The 21903-nt window shown below is 58.6% G+C and carries 17 protein-coding genes and 1 tRNA gene; 4 read left to right on the top strand and 14 right to left on the bottom strand.

Annotated elements, in window-relative coordinates; translation table 11 throughout:
- The first annotated feature begins 122 nt into the window (after window positions 1-122).
- The 3 genes from mtgA (at window position 123) to CRO18_RS10560 (ending at window position 5454) form a co-directional block, all read left to right on the top strand.
- On the top strand, window positions 123-860 hold the full coding sequence (gene mtgA / locus CRO18_RS10585; RefSeq protein ID WP_097082166.1) for a monofunctional biosynthetic peptidoglycan transglycosylase: 738 nt from the start codon (window positions 123-125) through the stop codon (window positions 858-860).
- A gap of 266 nt (window positions 861-1126) precedes the next feature.
- Window positions 1127-4231, top strand: a complete 3105-nt coding sequence (locus CRO18_RS18620) for a M10 family metallopeptidase (protein ID WP_170952631.1) — start codon at window positions 1127-1129, stop codon at window positions 4229-4231.
- 107 nt (window positions 4232-4338) lie between these two features.
- Window positions 4339-5454 carry a DUF2793 domain-containing protein gene (locus CRO18_RS10560; RefSeq protein WP_097082087.1) on the top strand — a complete coding sequence of 372 codons (1116 nt, stop codon included), beginning with the start codon at window positions 4339-4341 and terminating at the stop codon, window positions 5452-5454.
- Between the two features lies 1 nt (window position 5455).
- Here CRO18_RS10560 and CRO18_RS10555 read toward each other — a convergent pair whose 3' ends face one another.
- From CRO18_RS10555 to rfbC, 5 genes are all read right to left on the bottom strand, one after another.
- Window positions 5456-6382 carry a glycosyltransferase family 2 protein gene (locus CRO18_RS10555; RefSeq protein WP_097082086.1) on the bottom strand — a complete coding sequence of 309 codons (927 nt, stop codon included), beginning with the start codon at window positions 6380-6382 and terminating at the stop codon, window positions 5456-5458.
- A gap of 4 nt (window positions 6383-6386) precedes the next feature.
- Complete coding sequence (rfbA, locus tag CRO18_RS10550) at window positions 6387-7259, bottom strand: glucose-1-phosphate thymidylyltransferase RfbA (protein ID WP_097082085.1); 873 nt, start codon at window positions 7257-7259, stop codon at window positions 6387-6389.
- A gap of 3 nt (window positions 7260-7262) precedes the next feature.
- Entirely contained in the window at window positions 7263-8105 is an 843-nt protein-coding gene (gene rfbD / locus CRO18_RS10545; protein WP_097082084.1) for a dTDP-4-dehydrorhamnose reductase, read from the bottom strand.
- 3 nt (window positions 8106-8108) lie between these two features.
- A complete protein-coding gene (rfbB, locus tag CRO18_RS10540) occupies window positions 8109-9155 on the bottom strand; it encodes a dTDP-glucose 4,6-dehydratase (protein ID WP_097082083.1) in 1047 nt (348 codons plus the stop codon).
- An 87-nt stretch (window positions 9156-9242) separates the two neighbouring features.
- Window positions 9243-9806, bottom strand: a complete 564-nt coding sequence (gene rfbC / locus CRO18_RS10535; protein ID WP_097082082.1) for a dTDP-4-dehydrorhamnose 3,5-epimerase — start codon at window positions 9804-9806, stop codon at window positions 9243-9245.
- 214 nt (window positions 9807-10020) lie between these two features.
- Here rfbC and CRO18_RS10530 point away from each other — a divergent pair, with 214 nt between their 5' ends.
- A complete protein-coding gene (locus tag CRO18_RS10530) occupies window positions 10021-11280 on the top strand; it encodes a hypothetical protein (RefSeq protein ID WP_097082081.1) in 1260 nt (419 codons plus the stop codon).
- A gap of 84 nt (window positions 11281-11364) precedes the next feature.
- Here CRO18_RS10530 and CRO18_RS10525 read toward each other — a convergent pair whose 3' ends face one another.
- The 9 genes from CRO18_RS10525 to leuB all read right to left on the bottom strand — a co-directional run bounded on the left by CRO18_RS10525 (window position 11365) and on the right by leuB (window position 21883).
- Window positions 11365-12564, bottom strand: a complete 1200-nt coding sequence (locus CRO18_RS10525) for a hypothetical protein (protein WP_097082080.1) — start codon at window positions 12562-12564, stop codon at window positions 11365-11367.
- Complete coding sequence (locus CRO18_RS10520) at window positions 12548-13603, bottom strand: hypothetical protein (protein ID WP_097082079.1); 1056 nt, start codon at window positions 13601-13603, stop codon at window positions 12548-12550. The genes CRO18_RS10525 and CRO18_RS10520 overlap by 17 nt, the downstream gene beginning before the upstream one ends.
- A 6-nt stretch (window positions 13604-13609) precedes the next feature.
- Window positions 13610-14686, bottom strand: a complete 1077-nt coding sequence (locus tag CRO18_RS10515; protein WP_097082078.1) for a hypothetical protein — start codon at window positions 14684-14686, stop codon at window positions 13610-13612.
- A 208-nt stretch (window positions 14687-14894) separates the two neighbouring features.
- Window positions 14895-15548: an ABC transporter ATP-binding protein gene (locus CRO18_RS10510; protein ID WP_097082077.1), complete on the bottom strand. Its 654-nt coding sequence runs from the start codon at window positions 15546-15548 to the stop codon at window positions 14895-14897.
- Window positions 15545-16321 (bottom strand): ABC transporter permease, encoded by a 777-nt coding sequence (locus CRO18_RS10505; protein WP_097082076.1) that lies wholly within the window; start codon window positions 16319-16321, stop codon window positions 15545-15547. The genes CRO18_RS10510 and CRO18_RS10505 overlap by 4 nt, the downstream gene beginning before the upstream one ends.
- A 212-nt stretch (window positions 16322-16533) precedes the next feature.
- The gene (locus tag CRO18_RS10500; RefSeq protein WP_170952630.1) at window positions 16534-19356 is read right to left on the bottom strand and encodes a calcium-binding protein; all 2823 of its coding nucleotides are present in this window, start codon (window positions 19354-19356) and stop codon (window positions 16534-16536) included.
- Between the two features lie 173 nt (window positions 19357-19529).
- Window positions 19530-19606, bottom strand: a tRNA-Pro gene (locus tag CRO18_RS10495).
- 73 nt (window positions 19607-19679) lie between these two features.
- Entirely contained in the window at window positions 19680-20657 is a 978-nt protein-coding gene (locus CRO18_RS10490; protein WP_097082074.1) for a DMT family transporter, read from the bottom strand.
- A 116-nt stretch (window positions 20658-20773) separates the two neighbouring features.
- Window positions 20774-21883: a 3-isopropylmalate dehydrogenase gene (leuB, locus tag CRO18_RS10485; RefSeq protein ID WP_076484301.1), complete on the bottom strand. Its 1110-nt coding sequence runs from the start codon at window positions 21881-21883 to the stop codon at window positions 20774-20776.
- Window positions 21884-21903: the final 20 nt, after the last annotated feature.

Below are 21903 nucleotides of genomic sequence, written 5' to 3'. Positions count from 1 at the left end.
CCGCAAAGTATGATGAGGGGCGGTGCTGCAAAGCGCCGCCCTTTTGTTTTGCCCCGTGGCCAAGGCGCGCGGGGGCCGGGCAAAAGCTTGACCAGCCCGCGCCCGGCATGGCTTATGGCGGCATGGGGCGAAGCAAGAAAAAATCACCACAGAAAAAGATCAGCATCGGCTTGCGCAGCAAGATCACCGGGCTGTGGCGGCTTGCACTTGGCTGGGCCGTGCGGCTCGCCTTTGGGATCTTGGCCGCCTATCTGGCCCTGATCGTCGTCTATGACTTTCTGAACCCGCCCACGACCTACACGATGTGGAGCGAAAGCCGCCGCCTTGGCGGTGTTGACCAAGAATGGACCGATGCAGAAGACATCGCTCCGGTGATGCTGCGGTCTGTGGTGGCTGCGGAAGATGCCAATTTCTGCAACCACTGGGGCTTTGACATGGGGGCGATCCGGCAAGCGATCGACTCAGGGGCCAACCGCGGCGCCTCGACACTGTCGCAGCAGGTGGTGAAGAACGTTTTCCTGTGGCAGGGCCGCAGTTGGGCACGCAAAGCGATGGAAGCACTGCTCACCCCGGCGGTAGAAGCGATCTGGACCAAGCGGCGGATCTTGGAAATCTATCTAAATGTCGCTGAATTTGGCGAGGGCGTGTTTGGCGTGAATGCTGCCGCTTTCCATTACTTCCGCACCACGCCAGACAAGCTGACACCGCGCCAAGCGGCACTGCTCGCGGCAATTTTGCCTGATCCCAAAGGACGTTCTGCGGCAAAGCCCTCGCGCTTTGTCTCCAACCGCGCCACAGCCATTGCAGATGGCGCTGCCACGATCCGTGCCGATGGGCGGGCCGCTTGCTTCAGCAAGTAAATGCGCGCATGGTGAACAAAGTATTTCCTAATAAATTCTAAGGATTATCTGGATTGTCGCAGGCATGAGCCGGGTGCAGTCTCTTTCTCCGTGGCCGCCTTCGGCCATCTTGATCGGAAGGAAAGACGGTAGTGTGGCGCCCGTTTGACGCCAGCGAATGCCTCCGCGCCCTTGTTTGACCACGCGTCTGACTTTGGGCGCTGTTTGGCGTGACCGTCTCCTTCCTGTTCTGAGTGGGGGATCGCTTTATGTGCGACATGTGCCAAATGATTGAACGGGATTCGGAAGCTTGCGCTTTTGAAACTACCACGGTGCAGGCTGCACTCGTCGAGACGACCGATGCCGCCGCGGGCACAGCCACCAGCTATACGATCCAAGTGGGCGATAGCTTTTCCGGGGCGATTTCCAGCGCGGGCGATCAAGATGCGGTGCGGCTTTGGATGGATGCAGGCGCAAGCTATCAGATCACACTGACAGGCGGCACCTTGGCCGATCCCTTCGTTTCCTTGCTCAACAGCAATGGGCAGACGCTCGCCTATGACGATGATGATGGCGATGGCGCGGTGATTACCCATACCGCGACCTCCAGCGGCTATTACTACATTCAGGCGCAAGATGCCTTTGACATGCTTACTGGCAGCTACACGCTGAACGTGGTGCAGACCGCCGCGCCCAGCTTGCCCGCCGATGGCAGCCTAGATGAGATGGCCGATTATCTTGTGAACGGCTATTGGAGCGACCTTGGCAGTTCTGCCCGCTCCTTTGATACCAGCGGCTCCAGTGTCATCACCTATGATCTGCAAGGCTTGAGCGCCGAGGGGCAACAGCTTGCGCTTTGGGCGATGGCCGCTTGGGAGGCCGTGGCAGATGTGCAGTTCAGCACTGCCACTGGCACTGCGGATATTGTCTTTGACGATAGCCAATCGGGGGCCTTCACCTCTCTCACCACGTCGGGCAGCGATATTGTGCAATCGGTGGTGAATATCTCGTCGGCTTGGCTCACAAGCTATGGCACCACGCTCGATAGCTATAGCTTCCAAACCTATGTGCACGAACTGGGCCACGCGTTGGGCCTTGGCCATATGGGCAATTACGACGGCACCGCCAGCTTCCCCAATGACGCCACCTTCGGCAATGACAGCTGGCAGCTATCGGTCATGTCCTATTTCAGCCAGACAGATAACTACACGACCTCGGCTTCCTATGCCGGGGTGGTCAGCGCGATGCTGGCTGATGTCATTGCAATCCAATCGATCTATGGCGCCTCGACCCTGTTTGCAGGCGATACCTATTATGGTGCGGGCGCAAGCTCGGCAGGGTATCTCAGCCCGCTTTTTGACGCGCTGGTGCCGGGCACGAGCAGCGATCTTTATGGGGGCAACCCCGTCGCGCTGACGATTTATGACGGCGGTGGTCTTGATACGATTGATGTCTCTTACTCGACCGCAGATCAGGTGCTGAGCCTGCTGGCCGAAAGCTTCTCGAATATCGCAGGGCTTGTCGGCAATCTGGCGATCGCGCGCGACACGGTGATTGAAGATGGCATCACCGGCGAGGGCAACGATTTCATCATCGGCAATGCCGCTGCGAACCGTTTGGCCGGTAATGGCGGCGATGACACGCTCGATGGCGGTGACGGCGATGACACGCTAGCGGGCGGTGCCGGGGCAGACCTGCTTTTGGGCGGCGCAGGCAATGACTTCTACATGGTGGATAACGCTGCCGACGTGGTTTTGGAAACCGTCAGCACCGTCGATCTAAGTGATGCGGGTGGCAATGATACGATCTTCAGCAGTGTCAGCTTCTCGCTTGCTGCGAGCGTCGGCACCAGTTTTGTGGAAGACCTGACCTTGACCGGAAGCGCCGTTGACGGGCGAGGCAATGAGCTTGCCAACACGATTACTGGCAATAGCTTGGCCAACCGGCTGGATGGCGGGCTTGGCAATGATACCCTGCGCGGCGAAGGCGGCAATGATGCGCTTTGGGGCCAAGACGGGGATGATCGCCTGGAGGCCGGAGACGGTGACGATTTTCTGGCGGGCGAAACTGGGGCCGACGAGCTTTTTGGCGGACTTGGCAACGATTACCTGTTTGGCGGCTCCGAAAATGACACGCTCCGCGGTGAAGACGGCAATGACACGCTTTGGGGCGAAGACGGCGACGACCGGCTGGAAGCCGGCGATGGCGCCGATTTCCTGTTCGGCGGCGTGGGCAATGATGTGCTCTTTGGGGCCACGGGCAATGACACGCTGTCCGGCGAGGATGGCGATGATTTCCTTGCTGGCGAAGCGGGGGATGATGATCTGTTCGGCGGGCTTGGCAATGACCTGATGTTGGGCGGCACCGAAAACGACACGATCCGTGGCGATGCAGGCAATGACACGCTTTGGGGCGAGGATGGCGATGATCGGCTCGAAGCGGGCGATGGCGCTGACTTCTTGGGTGGTGGCGCGGGCAATGACCAGCTTTTTGCCTCGACCGGCAACGACACATTGCGTGGTGAAGATGGCGATGACTTCCTCGCAGGGGAAGCCGGGCATGATGATCTTTACGGCGGGCTCGGCAATGACCTGCTGCTAGGCGGCTCCGAAAATGACACCCTGCGCGGCGACGACGGCAACGACACGCTCTGGGGCGAGACGGGCGATGATCGCCTTGAATCGGGCGATGGCGCCGATTTCCTGTTCGGCGGGCTCGGCAATGACCAGCTTTTTGGTGCCAGCGGCAATGATGTGATGTTTGGCGGCGAGGGCGGCGACTTCATCGCCGGGGAAGCCGGGGATGATGACATCTATGGCGGCGCGGATAACGACATGCTCTTGGGCGGCACCGAGAATGACACGATCCGTGGCGAAGATGGCAATGATACGCTTTGGGGCGAGGCGGGGCATGACCGGCTGGAAGCGGGCGACGGCGCCGATGTCCTTGATGGCGGCGCGGGCAATGACCAGCTTTTTGCGGCCACCGGCGATGACACGCTTTATGGCGGGGATGGCGGAGATTTCATGGCCGGCGAAGCAGGCGACGACCTGATGTATGGTGGGGCCGATAATGATCTGCTTTTGGCCGGCGCAGATAATGACACGCTCGTTGGTGGGGCGGGCAATGATACGCTCTATGGTGAAAGCGGGGCGGATCACTTTGTCTTTGCCACCGGTGATGGTGCGGATGTGATTGCCGATTTCTTGGCAGCAGCGGGCGATCTTATTGATCTAACAGGGCTTTCCGCTGTGACAGACTTCACCGATTTGATGAGCTTTGCCAGCACAATTTCGGGGTCAACACTCCTCGACTTCGGCGCGGGCGACAGCCTCACCCTCAATGGCTACACCGCCCCGGACCTAGAAGCGGGCTGGTTCCTGTTTGCCTAACCCTCAAAAGTGTTGCGCGCTCCGCCTGAGCGGCGCGCGCGGCACTTGGCCGATTTTCATCTTCGTAGCGGAAGGGTGAGGCAAATCCTTCACCTGCGGAGAGACACATGGCCGATCAAACCCCGCTGCTGGGGCTACCCCACATCCTGCCCTCACAAGCTCAAAAGCACGTCACCCACAACGAGGCGCTGATCTTGTTGGATGCGGTGGTGCAGCTTGCCGTTCTGAACCGGAACCAGAACACCCCGCCCGCGACACCCGCGCCGGGGGACCGTTACATCATCGGATCGGCCCCCACCTCTGCTTGGGCGGGGCATGCGCATGCAGTGGCGCTTTATACCGAGACTGGCTGGATTTTTGCCACGCCGCAGCCAGGGTGGTCTGCCCGCGATCTGTCAGACGCGGCAATCGTGGTCTTTGATGGCAGCCATTGGGCGCCACCCGCACAAAGCTTCGACAATCTGGCCGGCGTTGGGATCAACGCCAGCGCCGATACAACGAACCGTTTGACCATCTTTGCTCAGGCCAGCCTTTTCAGCCACGATGGCGCAGGCCATCAGATGAAAATCAACAAAGCCCTGCCGAGCGATACAGCCAGCCTGCTGTTTCAGACCTCATGGAGTGGACGGGCCGAAATGGGCACCACCGGCAGTGATGATTTTGCCATCAAGGTGAGTGCTGATGGGAGCGGGTGGACCACCGCTTTGAGCCTTGCAGCCGCCACGGGGCTGGCGAGCGGCGCGGCAATCCAACAATCCCCCAGCGACACGACGCCGGGGCGGCTGATGCGGTCCGATTATGGCTATGGACCCGGCAACCTTCTGGGCCCCGTGTCGCAAAACGGTGGCCTGCCCGATGGCGCTGTTTTGGAACGCGGCACCACCGCCGATGGCGATTATCTGCGGCTTGCCGATGGCACTCAGATTTGCTTTGCCACCCGTGCACTGGGGGCCATTACCGCGAGCGGCACCGGCGCTTGGGATGATCCCTACAGCAGCGCGGAAGGCAGTTGGAGCTTTCCCACTCCCTTCATCGCGCCACCCGTCGTGACCGCCAGCGCCATTGCCCCAGCGGGCAGCAGCACGGCAAGGCGCCGCGCGCTCGCAGGGGTGGGCGATGTCTCAACCACAGCCGCATCTGGGGTGCAGGTGATCCGCCTAGGCGCAGATCCCACAGTCGATGCCTTTTCCATCGACCTGCTGGCGGTCGGGCGTTGGGTCTAGGCTAAAGCCGCTGCAACAATGCGCCCGCATAAAGCGATAGCTGGCCGCGCAGCCCCTGCCGATAGAGCCCGGCGCGGCGGATCGCCGCCAAGCTTTGCAAGGGCGGGGCTCGGCGCGCGGCGTCAAAGCTGTTCAAAAGTGCGCGGTTTTCAGGGGTGAGCCGCGGTTCAATCTGGCGTAGCGCCATAACATTGCAGGCGCACCACGCGGCAAAGCGGCCCGATGCGAGGGCACGCGCGCGCATCATCGTCGCGCGCCAACCACGGTTCGCACCAATCTCATTGCCCGCATGCTGGCGGTAAAGCATATGTGGCACTTCATCAAACAGCACCACACCGCCGATCCCGGTGATCACCTGATAGATCCACCAATCGTGCACAACAATCTCGCCGGTGACCTGCGCCGCCGCGCGCAAAGCCTCGGCCCCGGCGCGGTTGAGCACCATCGTATTGCCGCCGCCAATATTTTGCACCAAAGCATGGGCAAAACTCGGCCCACGCGGCGCACCACGTGACAGTCGGCGCCGGTTCAGATCGCCGTATACCTCCCAAGTCCGGCCGCAATAAAGCGCGGGCGTCTCGGCGGGGATTTGCTGCAAAGCCGTCACCGCGGCTTCAAGCTTTCCCTCAAGCCAGATGTCATCTTGATCAGAGATCGAGAGAAAATCGCCTTCGACCGGAAGCCGCAGCAGCGACAGAAAGTTCTGTGCGGCGCCGCGTTTTGGCCCATCGCGCAGCGTGACTTCGATCTCGGGATGGGACTTCGCCCAATCGTGCACCAGATCGCGCGTCTGATCACGCGAACCATCATCGCTGACCAACAACCGCGCGGGGCGCAGGCTTTGCGCAGCAAAGCTTTGCAGCTGCATCGGCAGCATCTCGGCCCCGTTATAGGTCGCCATGACAATCGTGACCGAGGCGCGTTCCATTGCCTTACCCCTCAAACACCTTCAGCAGGTAATCGCCGTAATCGTTCTTGCCAAAGAGCTTGGCGCGGGCGCGCAGCGCATCCGCATCAATCCAGCCAAGTTCATAGGCAATCTCATCCGGGCTGCCGATTTGCGTGCCTTGGCGTTGTGAAAGGGTACGGACAAAGTTCCCCGCATCAAGCAAGCTGGCATGGGTGCCGGTATCAAGCCAAGCGTAGCCCCGGCCCATTTGGCCGACCTTCAACTTCCCTTCGGCCAGATACATCTCAAGCAAAGAGACGATCTCCAACTCACCCCGTGCCGAAGGCGTGACTTTGCGGGCGCGCTCGGGCGCTGTGCCATCAAGGAAGTAAAGACCCGTCACCGCGTAATTCGAGGGCGGGACGGTCGGCTTTTCAATGATCGCACTGACTTTGCCGGCTTCGTCAAAATCGACCACGCCATAGCGCTCCGGGTCGGCCACGCGATAGCCGAAGACCGTTCCGCCTTCGGTTTGCGCATCCGCCTCGGCCAAAAGTTTCGGCAGGCCGTGGCCAAAGAAGATGTTGTCGCCCAAAACCATCGCCGAAGGCGCGCCAGCCAAAAACTCCTCTGCCAGCAGATAGGCCTGTGCCAGCCCATCGGGCGAGGGCTGCGCGATATAAGTCAGGCTCAGCCCCCATTGGCTGCCATCGCCCAAGGTGCGCTTGAACTGGTCTTGATCAACCGGCGTGGTGATCACCGCAATCTCGCGGATGCCCGAAAGCATCAGCACCGAAAGCGGATAATAGACCATCGGCTTGTCATAGATCGGCAGTAGCTGTTTCGAGACGCCCGTGGTGATCGGGTAGAGCCGCGTGCCTGAGCCGCCCGCCAAGATGATGCCTTTGCGTTGCATGGCTTACACTCCCAAATCTTTCAGTACTTTAGAAAGGCCCGCCTTCCAGTCGGGGGCCGATATGCCAAAATCGCTTTGGATCGCGGTGCAATCCATGCGCGAATTCAACGGGCGCGCGGCAGGGGTGGGATAGTCCGTTGTCGGAATGCCGTTGACCACCATTTTGCGTCCCGCTTGGGCAAAAATCTCACGGGCAAAATCTGCCCAACTCACCCAGGGCGTGCCCCCGAAATGATAGGTGCCGCCCGCGTGACCGGCTTGCATCGCCTTGGCCATAGCGAGAAGCGCTGCCGCGATATAGGCGGCGGGGGTAGGGCCGCCAATCTGATCTTCAACGACATTGAGCGTGTCGCGGCTTTCGCTGAGCCGCAGCATCGTTTTGACGAAATTCGCCCCATGCGAAGAAAACACCCAAGAGGTGCGCAAGATCGCATGACGCCCGCCAGCGGCGCGCACGCCCTCTTCACCGGCCAGTTTCGAGCGGCCATAGGCATTGGGCGGATCGACCGGATCACTTTCCACCCAGGGCGCGGCGCCCGTACCGGAAAAAACGTAATCGGTAGAGATGTGAAGGAACGGAATCCCCCGCGCCGCAGCGGCGCGCGCCATCGCAGCCGGAGCAAGCCCGTTGACCACATGGGCCAGTTCATCTTCGCTTTCAGCCTTATCTACCGCCGTATAAGCGGCCGCGTTGATCACCACATCGGCATCCATCGCGGTGACACGGGCGGCGCAAGCGTCGGGATCGTTCAGATCGGCCAGATCACGGCCCAGCGCCGTGACCTCGGCTTGGTGACGCAATTCCGTTGCCACCTGCCCGCTTTCTCCAAAGACAAGAATGCGCATTGCTTACCCCTTGCCGAGCCGCTGTCCAACGCCCGCACGGTTTTGCAACGCGCGCCACCACGGTTCATTGTCCAGATACCATTGCACGGTCTTCTCAAGACCCTCTTCCACCGTGACGCTGGGCCGCCAGCCCAACTCATTGCGGATGCGGCTTGGGTCGATGGCGTAGCGCGCATCATGGCCGGGGCGGTCGGTCACGAAGGTGATTTGATCGGCGTAGGAGCCGCTGTCTTTGGGGCGTTTTTGATCAAGGATGCCGCAAAGCGTTTTGACAAGTTGCAGATTGGTGCGCTCGTTCTCGCCGCCAATATTGTAGCTGCGGCCCAGCGCGCCTTTTTCCACCACCAGCAAAAGTGCATCGGCATGGTCTTCGACATAAAGCCAATCACGGATATTGGAACCATCGCCGTAGATCGGCAGCGGTTTACCCGCGAGCGCGTTGAGAATGATCACCGGGATCAGCTTTTCCGGGAAGTGGAACGGCCCGTAATTGTTGGAACAATTGGTCAGCACCACCGGCAAGCCATAGGTTTCGTGCCACGCTCGCACCAGATGATCTGACCCAGCTTTCGAGGCCGAATAAGGGCTGCGTGGGTCATAAGCTGTGTCTTCGGTAAACTTGACCTTTGGGTCATTCGGTAGGGAGCCAAATACCTCATCGGTCGAGATGTGATGGAAGCGGAACGTCTCTGGCCGCCCTTCATCTTCCCAATACTGCCGCGCGGCGGCCAGCATTTGGTAGGTGCCCATCACATTGGTCTCAATGAACACGCCGGGCCCATCAATCGAGCGGTCCACATGGCTTTCAGCCGCCAAATGCATCACCCAATCGGGCTTGTGGCTGGCAAAGACCTGCGCCAAAGCCGCACCATCGCGGATATCAACTTGCTCGAACGCATAGCCCGGCGCATCGGCCACAGAGGCCAGATTCTCAAGGCAGGCGGCATAGGTCAGCGCATCAAGATTGACCACCTGATGGCCGCGCGCAATCGCCAAACGCACCACGGCAGAGCCAATAAAACCGGCCCCGCCTGTCACCAAAATCTTCATATTGGTTCCTCACTGTTTGACCCCGTTTTGCACCGGTTTGGTCAACAAGAAGTTAACTTGGTTAATTGCGCGCTGGGTGGCGCTTTGTCACGCCTCCCAGACGAAAGCGCTGTCGAGCGCAGCGAGCGTTCCCGCCACCGCATCCTTGGCGGAGAGCATCGGCTCCAGATCGCCCATGCCCCAGTCGATCCCGATTTCCGGGTCATTCCAGATCAACGCCCCCTCGGTTTCCGGCGCGTAGTAATCTGAGCATTTGTAGATGATCTCGGTTTCCGGGGTGCGGGTCACAAAGCCATGCGCAAAGCCCTTGGGCACCAGCAGTTGTCGACCGTTTTCGAAGCTCAGCTCCGCACCGAACCATTTGCCATAGGTCGGGCTGCCTTTGCGGATATCTACCGCCACATCAAAAAGGCAGCCTTTTCCGCACCGCACCAGCTTGTCTTGGGCATGCGGGGGATTTTGGAAATGCAGCCCGCGAATCGTGCCCGGTGTCATCGAGAGGGAATGGTTGTCTTGCACGAAAACCGTGTCGATCCCGTGCTCCGCAAAGGCCCGCGCAGAGTAACTTTCTGAGAAAAACCCCCGATGGTCACCAAACCGGCGCGGGGTGATCAGCTTCAAACCGGCAAGCGGCGTGTCTTCAATCTGCATGGCATCAGCTCCTGAAATTCGATTGTTGTGATTCGGCATAGGGGCAAGCTGCCCGCACAGCCCTTTACACAACCCTGACGAGATCAAACAAATAGGTAAACCCGGTTAAGGTTTTTCTTAACCAATATCGTCCAACTGTTCACCAAGTTGCGCGGCACAACTGCAGGGGGTGCTGCGCCTGCTTGCCGAACTTGTCACTGAGAGGACGAAAAAGATGAGAATTCTGGACAGGCTGGTCACAGCGTCCTTTCTTCCACTTGCCTCGATCATCGTTACCGCCCAGTCGGAGCGCAAACGCTATGCGACCCGGTCGCTAAAGCCTCGTATTCTATGCGAAAAGGCCTATGACGGGCGCAATGTGCTGCTTTTAGCGCTTTACGAAAAAGGAAGTCTGCGCCCCGACGTTCAGCGTCTGCTACAAGCCGCACAGGCAGAGGGTTTCTATGTGCTCGCCGTCAACACGATGCGGCTTGCCGATCCGAGCGCCGTGGAAGGCCTGATTGATTGCTATATCGAGCGACCCAATTTCGGGCGCGACTTTGCCAGCTACCGTGATGGATTTTTGCACCTTTTTGCGCGCGGCTGGGCCGAAACCTGCCCCAATGTTTTGATGCTGAATGACAGTGTCTTCTTTACGCGGGAGCGCCTGCCAAAGTTCCTGCGTGACATGGTTTCTTCGGGCAAAGAGGTTCTGGGCAGCACCGAAAACTATGATGAAGAACACCATCTTGGCTCGTTCTGCATCACGATGGCGAATCCGATTCTGCGTAATCCGAAGTTTCAGCAATATTGGAAAGACTATCGGCTGTCGGATCGCCGCCCGACCGTGATCAAGCGTGGCGAGATGCGGCTTTCCAAAACGCTCAAAGCCTGCGTCAGCAGCCCCGATCAATTCACGTCTTTGTATAGCGGCGAACGCTATATCAGCGCGCTGCGCGCCAACCCGGAACTGGTCGATTTCTCGATTGCCAATGTGCGCGCTTCCGACATCAACCCTTGGCCGCGCGCCTCGTTGAAGAACGTGATCGAAAAATTCAGAACCCGCTATCTTGTGAACCGCTCTGATCAGGTTCACGGCAGCAAACAGAACACGATCATGACCTCTGGCGAGCCGCATGAGGACTATATTCGCAGTGTCGAAGATCTGGCGAAATATCTGTCGGATATCGGCAACACCGACGCGCTTCGCGCCGAGGATATTGCCGTGATGGTGGCGGATGAATTTGGCGATGGCTTCCTGACGGGTAGCCACATCCACCAAAACCCGACGATCCTGCTGAAGATGGGGCTACCGATCATCAAAAACGATGGCGTCTATCGCGGTCTGCTGAATGTTGAGGATTTGCTGCGCTTGTCGGACCTCATGGACGCCGATGAATCGGAAGAGATGCGCAAACTGCTGCTGTCGCGCCCCTATGGTGGCCACCATCTGGTGGGCTGGCAACTCGCGGCCTTCCACCTCGGACTTTTGTAAACCTTTCCCGCCAAGCCAAGGCGAAACCCGTCCGATCTGTCATGGATCGGGCGGGCTTTTTTGTGAGCGATTTCCAGAGATGGATTACCGATCCCGAATGGCCGAGACGGTCAGAGTCACGATCCCCCAAAGCACCAAGAGCGCAAAGAACAGCATGATGATCTCACGCGTGGGGTTCGTGTTGATCGGCTTTTCAGGCGGTAGCGCTTTAACGATCACGCTCAGATATTTTTGCTGCTCTTCCAATGCACGCTTCGCGTTTTCATAGGCGTTGCGGTCAATCGTGTAGATCTGGGTCTGAAACTCTTCGTTCAGTGCCAAAAGCTCATAGTGGCGCAGCACCGAAATCATCGAGTCGGCCCGCCCAGCGTTCACCAACTGACCTTGCAAATCCTCGATCTGACGGGAAATCGCCCCAATCTTATATTCGGTTTCCTGATTGCGGGTGTCATTGCGCAGACCCGAAGAGCCGCGCGTCGAGAGATCAATTTCAAGCTCAATCCGCTCCAGTTTCAACTCGCTGATCAGTTTTGTGATCTGCGCGGCGGTCTTGAGCGGGTCGATAACCCCCGTCTCTTGCTGCAACTCGAGCATTTCCGCGCGCGTGCGGGCCACTTCATCAAGCGATTCTGCAACCTTTGCCCGCGCCATTTCCAACGCCTGCTGACGCCGGCGCACTGACATATCGTTGATCAGTTTCTCTGTGGAAGCGACGATATCTTCCATAAGCTTCTGGGCATCTTCGGGCTGGAACGCATGGACGCGGACAATCAAAATATCCGATGTCGGGTCGACATAGGCCGTCACCCGGTCTTGCCAATAAAGCCAGAAATCTTCGATGGAGCCCGTCGGATCAAGCCGTGAGAGGACATCTGTTTCCGCGCCGGAAAAGACCTGGATCAACCGCTCCTTGCCACCAATTTCGTAGATGATGTTGCGGCTCAAGATGTAATCGCGCGCGCTATACACATCACCATGGTTCGGCAGGCTTGTCCCTTTGCCGATCTTACGGACAAAAGAATTAAGCGCCGCGCCCGAGATATTGGAACTGTTATCCGCAGAACTCACCATCAGCCGCGCCTCGCTCATGTAAAGCGGGCTGCGATGAAAGACCGTGTAATAGGCAAAGAGGAGCGTCGGCAGGATTACGCAAATCAGAAGGCTGAACCCCATCAGCCGCGAAAAGCGCCAGCGCCGCGTTTCCTTCCCCTGTTTGGGGGCGGTCGCGGGCATTTGCTCTGGGAGCGCCGCGCGGGTGGGGGAAATCTCAGGCACTTTGGGCATTGCGCTGTCCTTCTGATTTCGCTTGGGCCTTTGCAATCGCCTCGGAGATAAACTCGTAAAGGGCGATGTCCTCATTCAGGTAATCATCCACCGGGCCGAGCCGTCGCAAACGGTCGATCAACTCTTGCTCCGGTTGCGCCTCAGAAATCTGCTCCGCCGCGGGCACCGATGCTTTGGGCGCCGCGAAATAGGCCGAAAACAGGTGTTTTGTCTTGTCGGTACAGACAAGGTCGAAATGCGACAGCGTTTGCAGCGCATAGACAATGTCTTGGCGCCGACAATCCTCCCCGGCACCGCGCGCAAAAGCCCGTGTCATTGGACTGCGCAAGGCCAGACGGTCTTCATCCATCAGCCCTTTGAGAAAAGCAGAAATGCCACGATCACTTCCCAAATCGAGGTCTTGGGCCAGTTTGCGCAGATTTTCCGACCGAGACATGCCTTGCGCGGCATCGCGCAGAGGGCGCTGCAAATCGACCAACCGCCGCGCCAGATAAGCACAAGGATCACCGATCAGCGCATAGCAGGTATAGTTCAGGCTCTCGACCATGGGGCGCACCCGCCGCCACGGGAGCCGCCCTGCCGCCGCAACCGAAGTGGAAAGCGTGCTGCTCAACACCGCGTTGACGGTTTCGCTTGGCAGCGCATCCACTGTTTCATAGGCCAAGGCATGGCGGGCCATCACAGGCGCAATATCTCGCGCATGTGGATAGCTCCAAAAGTCCCAGATCAGAAGCCGGGAGGATGGGAAACGCCCGCCGCGGTTGCGCGCATAGATCGGCACGAGGCTGTCTGCATCAATAATTTGCAGCTCTGAGAGCTGCGCAATTTCCGGGAAATTGCTTTCATCAATGCGGAAACCCGCCCAGCCGCTCTCATGAAAGCCCAAATCGACAAGGTCTTGCCGATGCTGGTTGGCCGCAATTTCCCGATAGCCGATCTCCGGGTTTCCCACGAAAACACGGATTTCCATGTCGGGGTTATCGGGCACCAGCCAAAAGAAAATGCTGTTGCCGTGGTCTGCATCTATGGCGAACTGCATTTGCCCCTACCCCATGTTGTCTCTGACAAGATATCCAAGCCCCATCGTCACCAGATAGAGCACCGTTGCCGCCGCCGTGATCAGGGCCCAGCTTTGCCAGCGCTTTGGATAGGTCGCCTTTTGCGGCAACGTCGGGCGCACGTTGATCTCGACGAACATGTCTTGCTCGACCAGTTCCGATGTGGCGGTTTCCAGATCGGCAAGCCGGGCAACCAGTTCGGTGCGCGCGATCGTGACATCGGTTTCACGCAGCCCAATGTCGACTGCGATTGCAGCAAGGCTTTCGGCATCCCCAGAGGTTTGCGAGGCCATCTTCGCGTTCAGCGCATCGATTTGCCCGTTTAGAATATCGAGTTGGGAGGCAAGGATTGTCACTTCCGGCGCATTGGGCGTGGTGATCCTCGAAACGGCAAGACGCTGCTCCAGCTTTGCACGTTCCGAACGCAGGCTTTGAATGAGTTCTTCATAGCTGCGAATGCTCAACTCAACATCCAAGATCCCATGCTTTTCGCGTGTCCGGGCAAGATCTCTCAGCGCGGCCTCAAGCGCGGTGCGCGCGCGTGCCACTGCAACCTCTGCCTCTTGCAAGCGCACCTGCCGCATCCGATCCGAGATTTCGTTGATCTTCGCTTCTGTTTTCGCCAGCACGGCCTCATGCAGTGCGAGCGAATCTTCAGGTGTAAAGGCGCGCAACTGGAAGGTGACTTGCCCGCTGAGGCTTTCCGTTTTCACCTTGATCTGATTTCGCCAAAACTCGACGGTTTCTTCCAACGTCGCTTCCGGCTTGAGCCCCGAAATCGGATCATTTTGCACTTTTCCAAAGACCGACTTGAGATCGACATAAGCACGAATATCTTCGACCACGTTCGAGCTTTTGATATATTCCGCCGCATAGGTGGAATAGCTGCTTGAAGTGCCGCCAATGACCCCACCCAAAGCGAGGTCGACCCCGGAACCGCCGCCATTGATCGAAAAACGCGATTCCGTCACATATTGGTCAGCCGCCAGAAAACCATAATATACGCCACCGCCCACGACGGGGATCACCCAAATCACCAAAAACGCAAGTGTCAAAACCCGCATCAAAACACGGTCAATCCGGCGAGGTTTGAAACCTCCACCGCCGTAAGCACGACTTGCTGCAGTGCGTGCGCGTGGGATCAATTCCCGAATTTGTGCCCGCACTTCTTGTGAAAGAGCCTTGGCCGCCTCAAGATCACGGCGCCCACGCGCATCGACCGGCGGAGTTCCTGCTTTTGGTCCTTGCGTCATGGACATTGCCCCGGTTTCCCTACTGGTTCAGCTTTTTGTAAAGTTCGATCGCATCCGACACATCGGAAAACTCGTGCAAAACCCCATGCGCCAAAACCAGACATTTGTTGCAATACTCCCGGATCATCTCCATCGAATGGGAAATAATCACGACATCAGACGTGTTTTTTCGTTTTTGGAATTCAGACGCGCATCTTTCTTGAAAACGTGCATCACCCACTGCCATGACCTCGTCGATCAGGTAGCATTCAAATTCGATCGCCATGGAAAGGCCAAACGCCAAGCGTTGCATCATCCCCGAGGAATAAAGCCCCGTCGGCAGATCGAAGTCCGATCCGAGTTCGGAAAAGTCTTCGACGAAATCCGCGACTTTACGAATATCTTCACCGTAAAGCCTTGCAATGAAATGGGTGTTTTCTCGCCCCGAAAGGCGCGGATGAAGCCCGCCCGCAAAGCCAAGCGGCCAAGAGACGCGCACATTGCGCCGAATCTTGCCCGAATTGGGCAATTCTGACCCCGACAAAAGCCGCATCGTCGTCGATTTGCCCGCCCCGTTGATGCCGATAATGCCGTAGCTGGTGCCCGAGAGCATCGAGAAGCTGACATCATCAAGGATCAGCTTACGCCGCCCCCGATTTTTGTAGAATTTTGTCACATGCTCTAGGTCGATCATCCGGCAATCAACTTTCCACGCAGGAATTTTTCGCCCAAAAGCCCCAAGAATAAAAGCACTGTCGCGGTCCAAAACACATAGGCTTTCGACACGAATTCTTGTCCATAACCGATGTAATAGGAGGCGCGAAGCCATTCGACGCAATGCGCGACTGGGTTCCACCACAAAATGGCCTGCGTTTCCGGCTTGAGGCTCGCCATCGGAAAGAAAATTCCCGATAAGAGATAGGCGAAAATCATCATGATTGCCAAAAGCGTGCCCCAGAAATTTGACAAAGCCAGAAACACGTTTCCAACAATACCAAGCGCTGTCGACAAATAGACCGTCGCCAAAATTGCCTCAGCAGCCATTTCATAGTTTTCGGGAAGCACTTCGATACCGTAAAGAAGGCTCCATTGAATGTAGAGAATAACGACAACGAAGGCCGTCAGAATCTCAACGAAGGCGCGCGCCAGAATGATATCTAGCGGCTTGACGATCGGAAAGACCAGTGTTTGTCGACCCGTGTCGATCGCATAGCTCGTCATGCGCGACGGATAGATCATCAAGATATATGGCAAGACCCCTGTGGCAATATAAACGGAATTTTCTGCTCCAAAGATCGGCGTGGTGCGCCGCAAAAAAGAGAAAATCAAGGTGATCGCCACCAAATGCGTGAGCGGCCACAAGATCTGAATAATATAGCCAAGATGGCTGCTACCAAACCGCGTGCGCATATCCCGCAGCATCAGCGCGGCAATCACCTGTGCTCGTCTTTTGAGGGTCTCAATCATGGGTCCTGCCCGTCAAAACGGCCAAGGGTGACTTTTGGTCCAAGGGCAAGATGCCCGTGACCCTGTGCTGATCGGGAAAGAGGGGGATGCATCACAACCTATTGGCGAAATCCTATGCCGTGAAGGGCCTGTTTTTCAAGGCATAACGCGGCATGGTTAAGGAAATCTTGCCATCGGCTTACGCCGGATTTCATCGCATAATGCTCTTTGCTTCATGCAAAGAAGAACCAATCCGCCTGAAGTACAGCGGGGCTCAGGCCAATCAGGGTTAGGCTGCCATCAGCGCCAAAGTCCAAGAGCGTCGCCCCGGATAGCGCGCTTGCGGAACTTATCAGCGTGGCAAAATCGGCCACGCTCGTTAGGCTTGTAAGGTTGATCCGGTCGCCAGAAGCCGCAGAGAAATCCCCGATAACATCGGCGCCATCGCCCGAGGCAAAGACAAAGACATCCGCCCCCGCTTCACCCCAAAGCGTATCATCGCCAAGCCCGCCGGAAAGCGTGTCATTCTCGCCCCCGCCGAGCAACAAGTCATTGCCTGCGCCGCCCTCCAGCACATCATGGCCCAATTCACCGGCAAGGAAATCATGGCCCGCGCCACCAAAAAGTGTGTCGTTCCCGGTTGCGGCGAAAAGCGCATCGTTCCCAAGACCACCGTCAAGATAATCGTCATCGGCACCCGCTTCGAGACGATCATCCCCGTCTTCACCCCAAAGCGTGTCATTGCCCGCCTCGCCCCGGATCGTGTCGTTCTCCGTGCCGCCGAGCACCAGATCATTGCCTTCACCGGCAAAGATGTCATCGGCCCCAGCTTCACCGGCGAGGAAATCATGGCCTGCACCACCTATCAGCGTGTCATTGCCCCCGGAGGCAAAAAGCGCATCATTCCCAAGACCACCATCAAGATAGTCATCATCGGCACCCGCTTCGAGACGATCATCCCCATCTTCGCCAAAAAGCGTGTCATTCCCCGCCTCACCCCGGATCGTGTCGTTCTCCGTGCCGCCGAGCACCAGATCATTGCCTTCACCGGCAAAGATGTCATCGGCCCCGGCCTCACCGGCGAGGAAATCATGGCCTGCGCCACCTATCAGCGTGTCATTGCCCCCGGAGGCAAAAAGCGCATCGTTCCCAAGGCCACCATCGAGATAGTCGTCATCGGCACCTGCTTCGAGACGATCATCCCCATCTTCGCCAAAAAGCGTGTCATTGCCCGCATCGCCCCGGATCGTGTCGTTCTCTGTGCCGCCAAGCACCAAATCATTCCCCGCGCCCGCGAAGAGATCATCATTTCCGGCTTCGCCCGCCAAGAAATCATGGCCATCTGCGCCCAAAAGCGTGTCATTCCCCGCCGCACCAAAAAGCGCATCATTTCCCGACCCGCCATCCAGCACATCATCCCCCGCGCCAGCCTCAAGTCGGTCATCAGCTCCCTCTCCCGATAGCGTGTCATTGCCAGTGCCGCCGCGCAGTGTGTCCGGCCCGACCCCGCCCAGCAGCCATTGGCCCGCGCCTGTGCCAAGGACCATCACCCGATCCGCGCCGCCAAGGCTGAGCCCGGAGAAAATGTCCGATAGCCCCATCGGCTGGCCGTCTCGGGCGACGATCTCAATCTCGTATCCCTGGAAACGCAGCAACACCCCGCGGCTGGTGGAGGTTGCCTCCAATTGCGCGGTGCTGCGCAGCATCGGCAAAGCGCTCAGATCCAACCGATCCCCGGCCTCCCAATCCATCACATAGTGCCGCGCCACGCCGGGGCGGATGACGAACAGATCATTGCCTGTACCGCCAAACATCTGCGTCGCGCCCGGCCCCGACACCAGAATATCATCGCCCGCATTGCCAAGCAGCGTATCGGCGCCAATGCTGTTGGAGATCAGAAAATCATCCAGCGCATCGCCGGTGCGTATCACCGCGCCCGTGCTGGCCCCGCTTTCGGTCACGCCAAGGCTTGCAAGGTCGAGCGTCAGGCGGCTGAGCCCCGCCTCCGTGCCCGAGGCCGCGAAAAGGCTAAGCGTTGTGCCATCAACACTGCTTTCAAGCGCGGTGATGTTTTCCAGCCCAAAGCCAAATTGATGCTCCAGCGTTTGCAGGTAAAGCAGCTGGCCTTGCGGCAAGAGCGTGAAGAGTGTCAGCCCGCTATCGGCCCCTGCGGCCGCCACAAAGACCCGGTCCCCCACCGTCACCACCTCTAGGGCAGAAATATTTCCAAAGCGGGTCTCAAGCGTATCCAACAAATGATCGGTGGGCTGGAGGCTGCCATCCGCCGCGATCCGCATCACGGACAGCGAACTGCTGCCCGCTGCGCCCAAAATCACGAAGGTCTCGCCCCACGCTTGCACAGTTCCCATCACCGTGGGTGTGTTCACCCCCAGCCCGTTTTCCGCGCCCAATTGCCCAGTGCGGGTCAGGCTGCCATTCGCCTCAATCCGGTAGAGGTCGACCCCATCCAGCGCATCATCAGCCCGCAACAGATAATCCGCGCCATGAGCGTTCACGGTTTCCAGCAGCACTGGGCCGAGTGTTGGCAGCACATCGCCGGGGGTGCTCGACACATGCGCAACCCGCGCACGGTCAGACACGGTATAGCCCTCTAGCGCGCCACTGATCGCATCGGCCACATAGACCATCTGCGTCCCGTTGGAGAGAAGGGTGGAAACCAGCCCGCTTTGCAGCCATGGCGAATAGGCATCATCCAGATAAATCGTCGCCAAGCTGCCCAAATCTCCGGGCGCGGCAACATTCGCCGTCAGCATATCGCCCGCTTGAGTGATGCCGAAGATCAGCCGCGCGTTCGTGCTGGTGGTCAGCCAGTCGAGCCCCACCATCCCCATCGAGCGCATCGCAGAAGAAAAATAGGCCGTGTCCAGCAACACGGGCGTAGCGGTAGAAAGATCATAGCAAGCAAGCCCGCCATTCACGCCTGTGGCGGTGTAAAGAAAGCTGCCGCTGGCCGTGGTGACTACATCAAGCTGCCTGATGTCTGTGTCCAGCAGCGCAAGCCCCGCCGTAAACCGATCCGAAAACACGATCTGCATGATCATCCCCCTTACACACGGGGCAAATTGCGAACGTCACCGGGTCAAAGGAGGAACGAAGCGTGGCGAAATTGTGGCGCATCACGCCAATGCTGTGCATCGGCGGTTCTCGGCGACCGCGCATGCGCAAGCCCTTGAAAGGCTTGGCACCAAAAGTTTGGATTTTCGGGAAATGGTCGGAGCGAGAGGATTCGAACCTCCGACCCCCTGCTCCCGAAGCAGGTGCGCTACCAGGCTGCGCTACGCTCCGACCGTGAGGGGCGAGTTACCGAACCCCGCAGGTATTTGCAAGGGGGATTCGTGACCTTTTATGCCGCGACGTTTCAGCGCCCACCCCGCGCGCTGGGATTAAGCGCGCGTTGCAAGATCGAGGCGCGGGGTGCGGTGACAAATTCGGTCCGCCCACGCGTGCGCAAAACCGGGGTAAATTGCGAGGTATGCGCGGTGCTTTCGCGCCAAACGATGTAAAGGCCCGAGGCAATCACCACCGAGGCACCCAAAAGCGTGACCGCATCCACGCCTTCGTCAAAGAACACCCAGCCAAACAACACCGCCCAAACGATCTGCGAATATTGCATCGGCGCGACAATCGCCGCCTCGCCGGTGCGATAGGCGAGAATCGACAAAAACGCCCCCGTAAGACCAAACAGTGCAATCACCCCCATCAGGCCCAGCGCGGAAATCTCGAGCGGCACCCAAACAAAGGGCAGGGCCAAGCCCATCGCGACGAAATTCCCCAATAGCGGCGAAAGGAGCAGCACGACCGAGCGTTCCTCTTTGCCGATCTTGCGCACGATGACGGAAGCCGTGGCGCCACAAATCGCTGCTGCAAGTGCCGCAAGGTGCCCCATACCAAGCTCTGCCTGACCGGGGCGCACCACGATCAAGACGCCAATCAGCCCCACGATCACGGCAGCCCAGCGATGCAGGCCCACTTTCTCGCCCAAGATCGGGATCGCGAAGATGGTGATCAACAGCGGCATCGCAAAAAGGATCGGATAGACCTGCGCAAGCGGCAGATGCGAAAAGGCGTAAAAGGCGCAAACCCCGGTAGCGACAGTCGCCGCCGCACGGGCCAAAACCCAACCGGGGCGCACCGGGCGCAGGCTGGCCTCGCGCTTGTCGCGCAGCAAAATCACAGTGAGCACGGGGAAACTGAGCAGTGCAGAAAAGAAGATGATCTGCACGGCAGCGTAATGCCCGCCCAGTAGCTTCGCCACCGCATCATGGGTGGCGTAAACCGCCATAGAGGCGAGCCCCAGCAGGGCCCCTTTCGCATTGTTTTTGCTTGCGTCGGTCATGCGCACCTCCTTTTTCCCCATATGCGGCAATGCGTCCCCCCGGCAAGCGCGAAAGCAAAAGGCGCGAGGCTTTCGCCCCGCGCCGATGCGTTTTGTTTGAAATTTCCGCGCCTTGCTTAGAGGCTGGCTTCCAGCGCTTCGATGATTTTGTCGCCCATCTGCGCGGTGGAAACCGGGGTGCCGCCTTCGGGGCCCATCAGATCGGCCGTGCGCACACCATCGGCCAGCACTTTCTCGATCGCTTTTTCAAGGCGGGTCGCTTCTTCGCCTTGGTCAAAGCTGAAGCGCAGCGCCATCGCGAAGCTGAGGATACAGGCGATCGGGTTGGCTTTGCCTTGGCCCGCAATATCGGGGGCCGAGCCGTGCACCGGTTCGTACATCGCTTTCGGGCGGCCATTTTCCATCGGCGCGCCAAGGCTGGCCGAGGGCAGCATGCCGAGCGAGCCGGTCAGCATCGCGGCACAATCAGACAGAATATCGCCGAACAGGTTGTCGGTCAGGATCACGTCGAACTGTTTGGGCCAACGCACAAGCTGCATCGCGCCGTTGTCGGCGAACATGTGGCTCAGCTCGACTTCCGGATATTCGTTGTCATGCACCCATTGCACTTCTTCGCGCCACAGAATGCCCGATTCCATGACGTTGGCTTTTTCCATCGAGCAGACTTTGTTGCCGCGACGTTTGGCCAGTTCAAAAGCCGAACGCGCCACGCGGCGGATTTCTTCGGTGGTGTAGTGCTGGGTGTTGATCCCCACGCGCGAGCCATCTTCCAGCGTGGTGATGCCGCGCGGTTGGCCGAAGTAAACACCCGAGGTCAGTTCGCGCACGATCATGATGTCGAGCCCCGCGACCACGTCTTTTTTCAAAGACGAGAAATCAGCCAGCGCGTCAAAGCACTGCGCCGGGCGCAGGTTGGCGAACAGATCCATTTCTTTACGCAGGCGCAGTAGGCCACGCTCGGGCTTCACCGAGAAGTCGAGCACGTCATATTTCGGGCCGCCCACGGCGCCCAAAAGCACGGCGTCCACTTCTTGCGCTTTGGCCATGGTTTCATCGGCCAGCGGCACACCATGCACGTCATAAGCCGCACCGCCCACAAGGTCTTCGCTCACATCAAAAGCGAGGTCGCGCTTGTCGCCATACCACGTGATGATTTTCTTCACCTCGGCCATGACTTCGGGGCCGATGCCGTCACCGGCGAGGATGAGAATGGAAGGATTGGCCATGATCTTCTCCAACGGATAAA

This window comes from Rhodobacter sp. JA431, assembly GCF_900217725.1.
In the GTDB taxonomy this organism is placed as follows: domain Bacteria; phylum Pseudomonadota; class Alphaproteobacteria; order Rhodobacterales; family Rhodobacteraceae; genus Rhodobacter; species Rhodobacter aestuarii.
This window is presented reverse-complemented; position numbering and strand designations above follow the sequence as displayed.

Excerpts from the sequence above, each read along its gene's own strand:
- rfbD (WP_097082084.1), bottom strand. The coding sequence starts at position 8,105 with ATGCGCATTCTTGTCTTTGGAGAAAGCGGGCAGGTGGCAACGGAATTG.
- CRO18_RS10500 (WP_170952630.1), bottom strand. The coding sequence starts at position 19,356 with ATGCAGATCGTGTTTTCGGATCGGTTTACGGCGGGGCTTGCGCTGCTG.
- CRO18_RS10505 (WP_097082076.1), bottom strand. The coding sequence starts at position 16,321 with ATGATTGAGACCCTCAAAAGACGAGCACAGGTGATTGCCGCGCTGATG.
- rfbB (WP_097082083.1), bottom strand. The coding sequence starts at position 9,155 with ATGAAGATTTTGGTGACAGGCGGGGCCGGTTTTATTGGCTCTGCCGTG.
- CRO18_RS10525 (WP_097082080.1), bottom strand. The coding sequence starts at position 12,564 with ATGCCCAAAGTGCCTGAGATTTCCCCCACCCGCGCGGCGCTCCCAGAG.
- CRO18_RS10515 (WP_097082078.1), bottom strand. The coding sequence starts at position 14,686 with ATGCGGGTTTTGACACTTGCGTTTTTGGTGATTTGGGTGATCCCCGTC.
- CRO18_RS10555 (WP_097082086.1), bottom strand. The coding sequence starts at position 6,382 with ATGGAACGCGCCTCGGTCACGATTGTCATGGCGACCTATAACGGGGCC.
- mtgA (WP_097082166.1), top strand. The coding sequence starts at position 123 with ATGGGGCGAAGCAAGAAAAAATCACCACAGAAAAAGATCAGCATCGGC.
- CRO18_RS10530 (WP_097082081.1), top strand. The coding sequence starts at position 10,021 with ATGAGAATTCTGGACAGGCTGGTCACAGCGTCCTTTCTTCCACTTGCC.
- CRO18_RS10560 (WP_097082087.1), top strand. The coding sequence starts at position 4,339 with ATGGCCGATCAAACCCCGCTGCTGGGGCTACCCCACATCCTGCCCTCA.
- CRO18_RS18620 (WP_170952631.1), top strand. The coding sequence starts at position 1,127 with ATGATTGAACGGGATTCGGAAGCTTGCGCTTTTGAAACTACCACGGTG.
- CRO18_RS10520 (WP_097082079.1), bottom strand. The coding sequence starts at position 13,603 with ATGCAGTTCGCCATAGATGCAGACCACGGCAACAGCATTTTCTTTTGG.
- leuB (WP_076484301.1), bottom strand. The coding sequence starts at position 21,883 with ATGGCCAATCCTTCCATTCTCATCCTCGCCGGTGACGGCATCGGCCCC.
- rfbC (WP_097082082.1), bottom strand. The coding sequence starts at position 9,806 with ATGCAGATTGAAGACACGCCGCTTGCCGGTTTGAAGCTGATCACCCCG.
- CRO18_RS10490 (WP_097082074.1), bottom strand. The coding sequence starts at position 20,657 with ATGACCGACGCAAGCAAAAACAATGCGAAAGGGGCCCTGCTGGGGCTC.
- rfbA (WP_097082085.1), bottom strand. The coding sequence starts at position 7,259 with ATGCAACGCAAAGGCATCATCTTGGCGGGCGGCTCAGGCACGCGGCTC.
- CRO18_RS10510 (WP_097082077.1), bottom strand. The coding sequence starts at position 15,548 with ATGATCGACCTAGAGCATGTGACAAAATTCTACAAAAATCGGGGGCGG.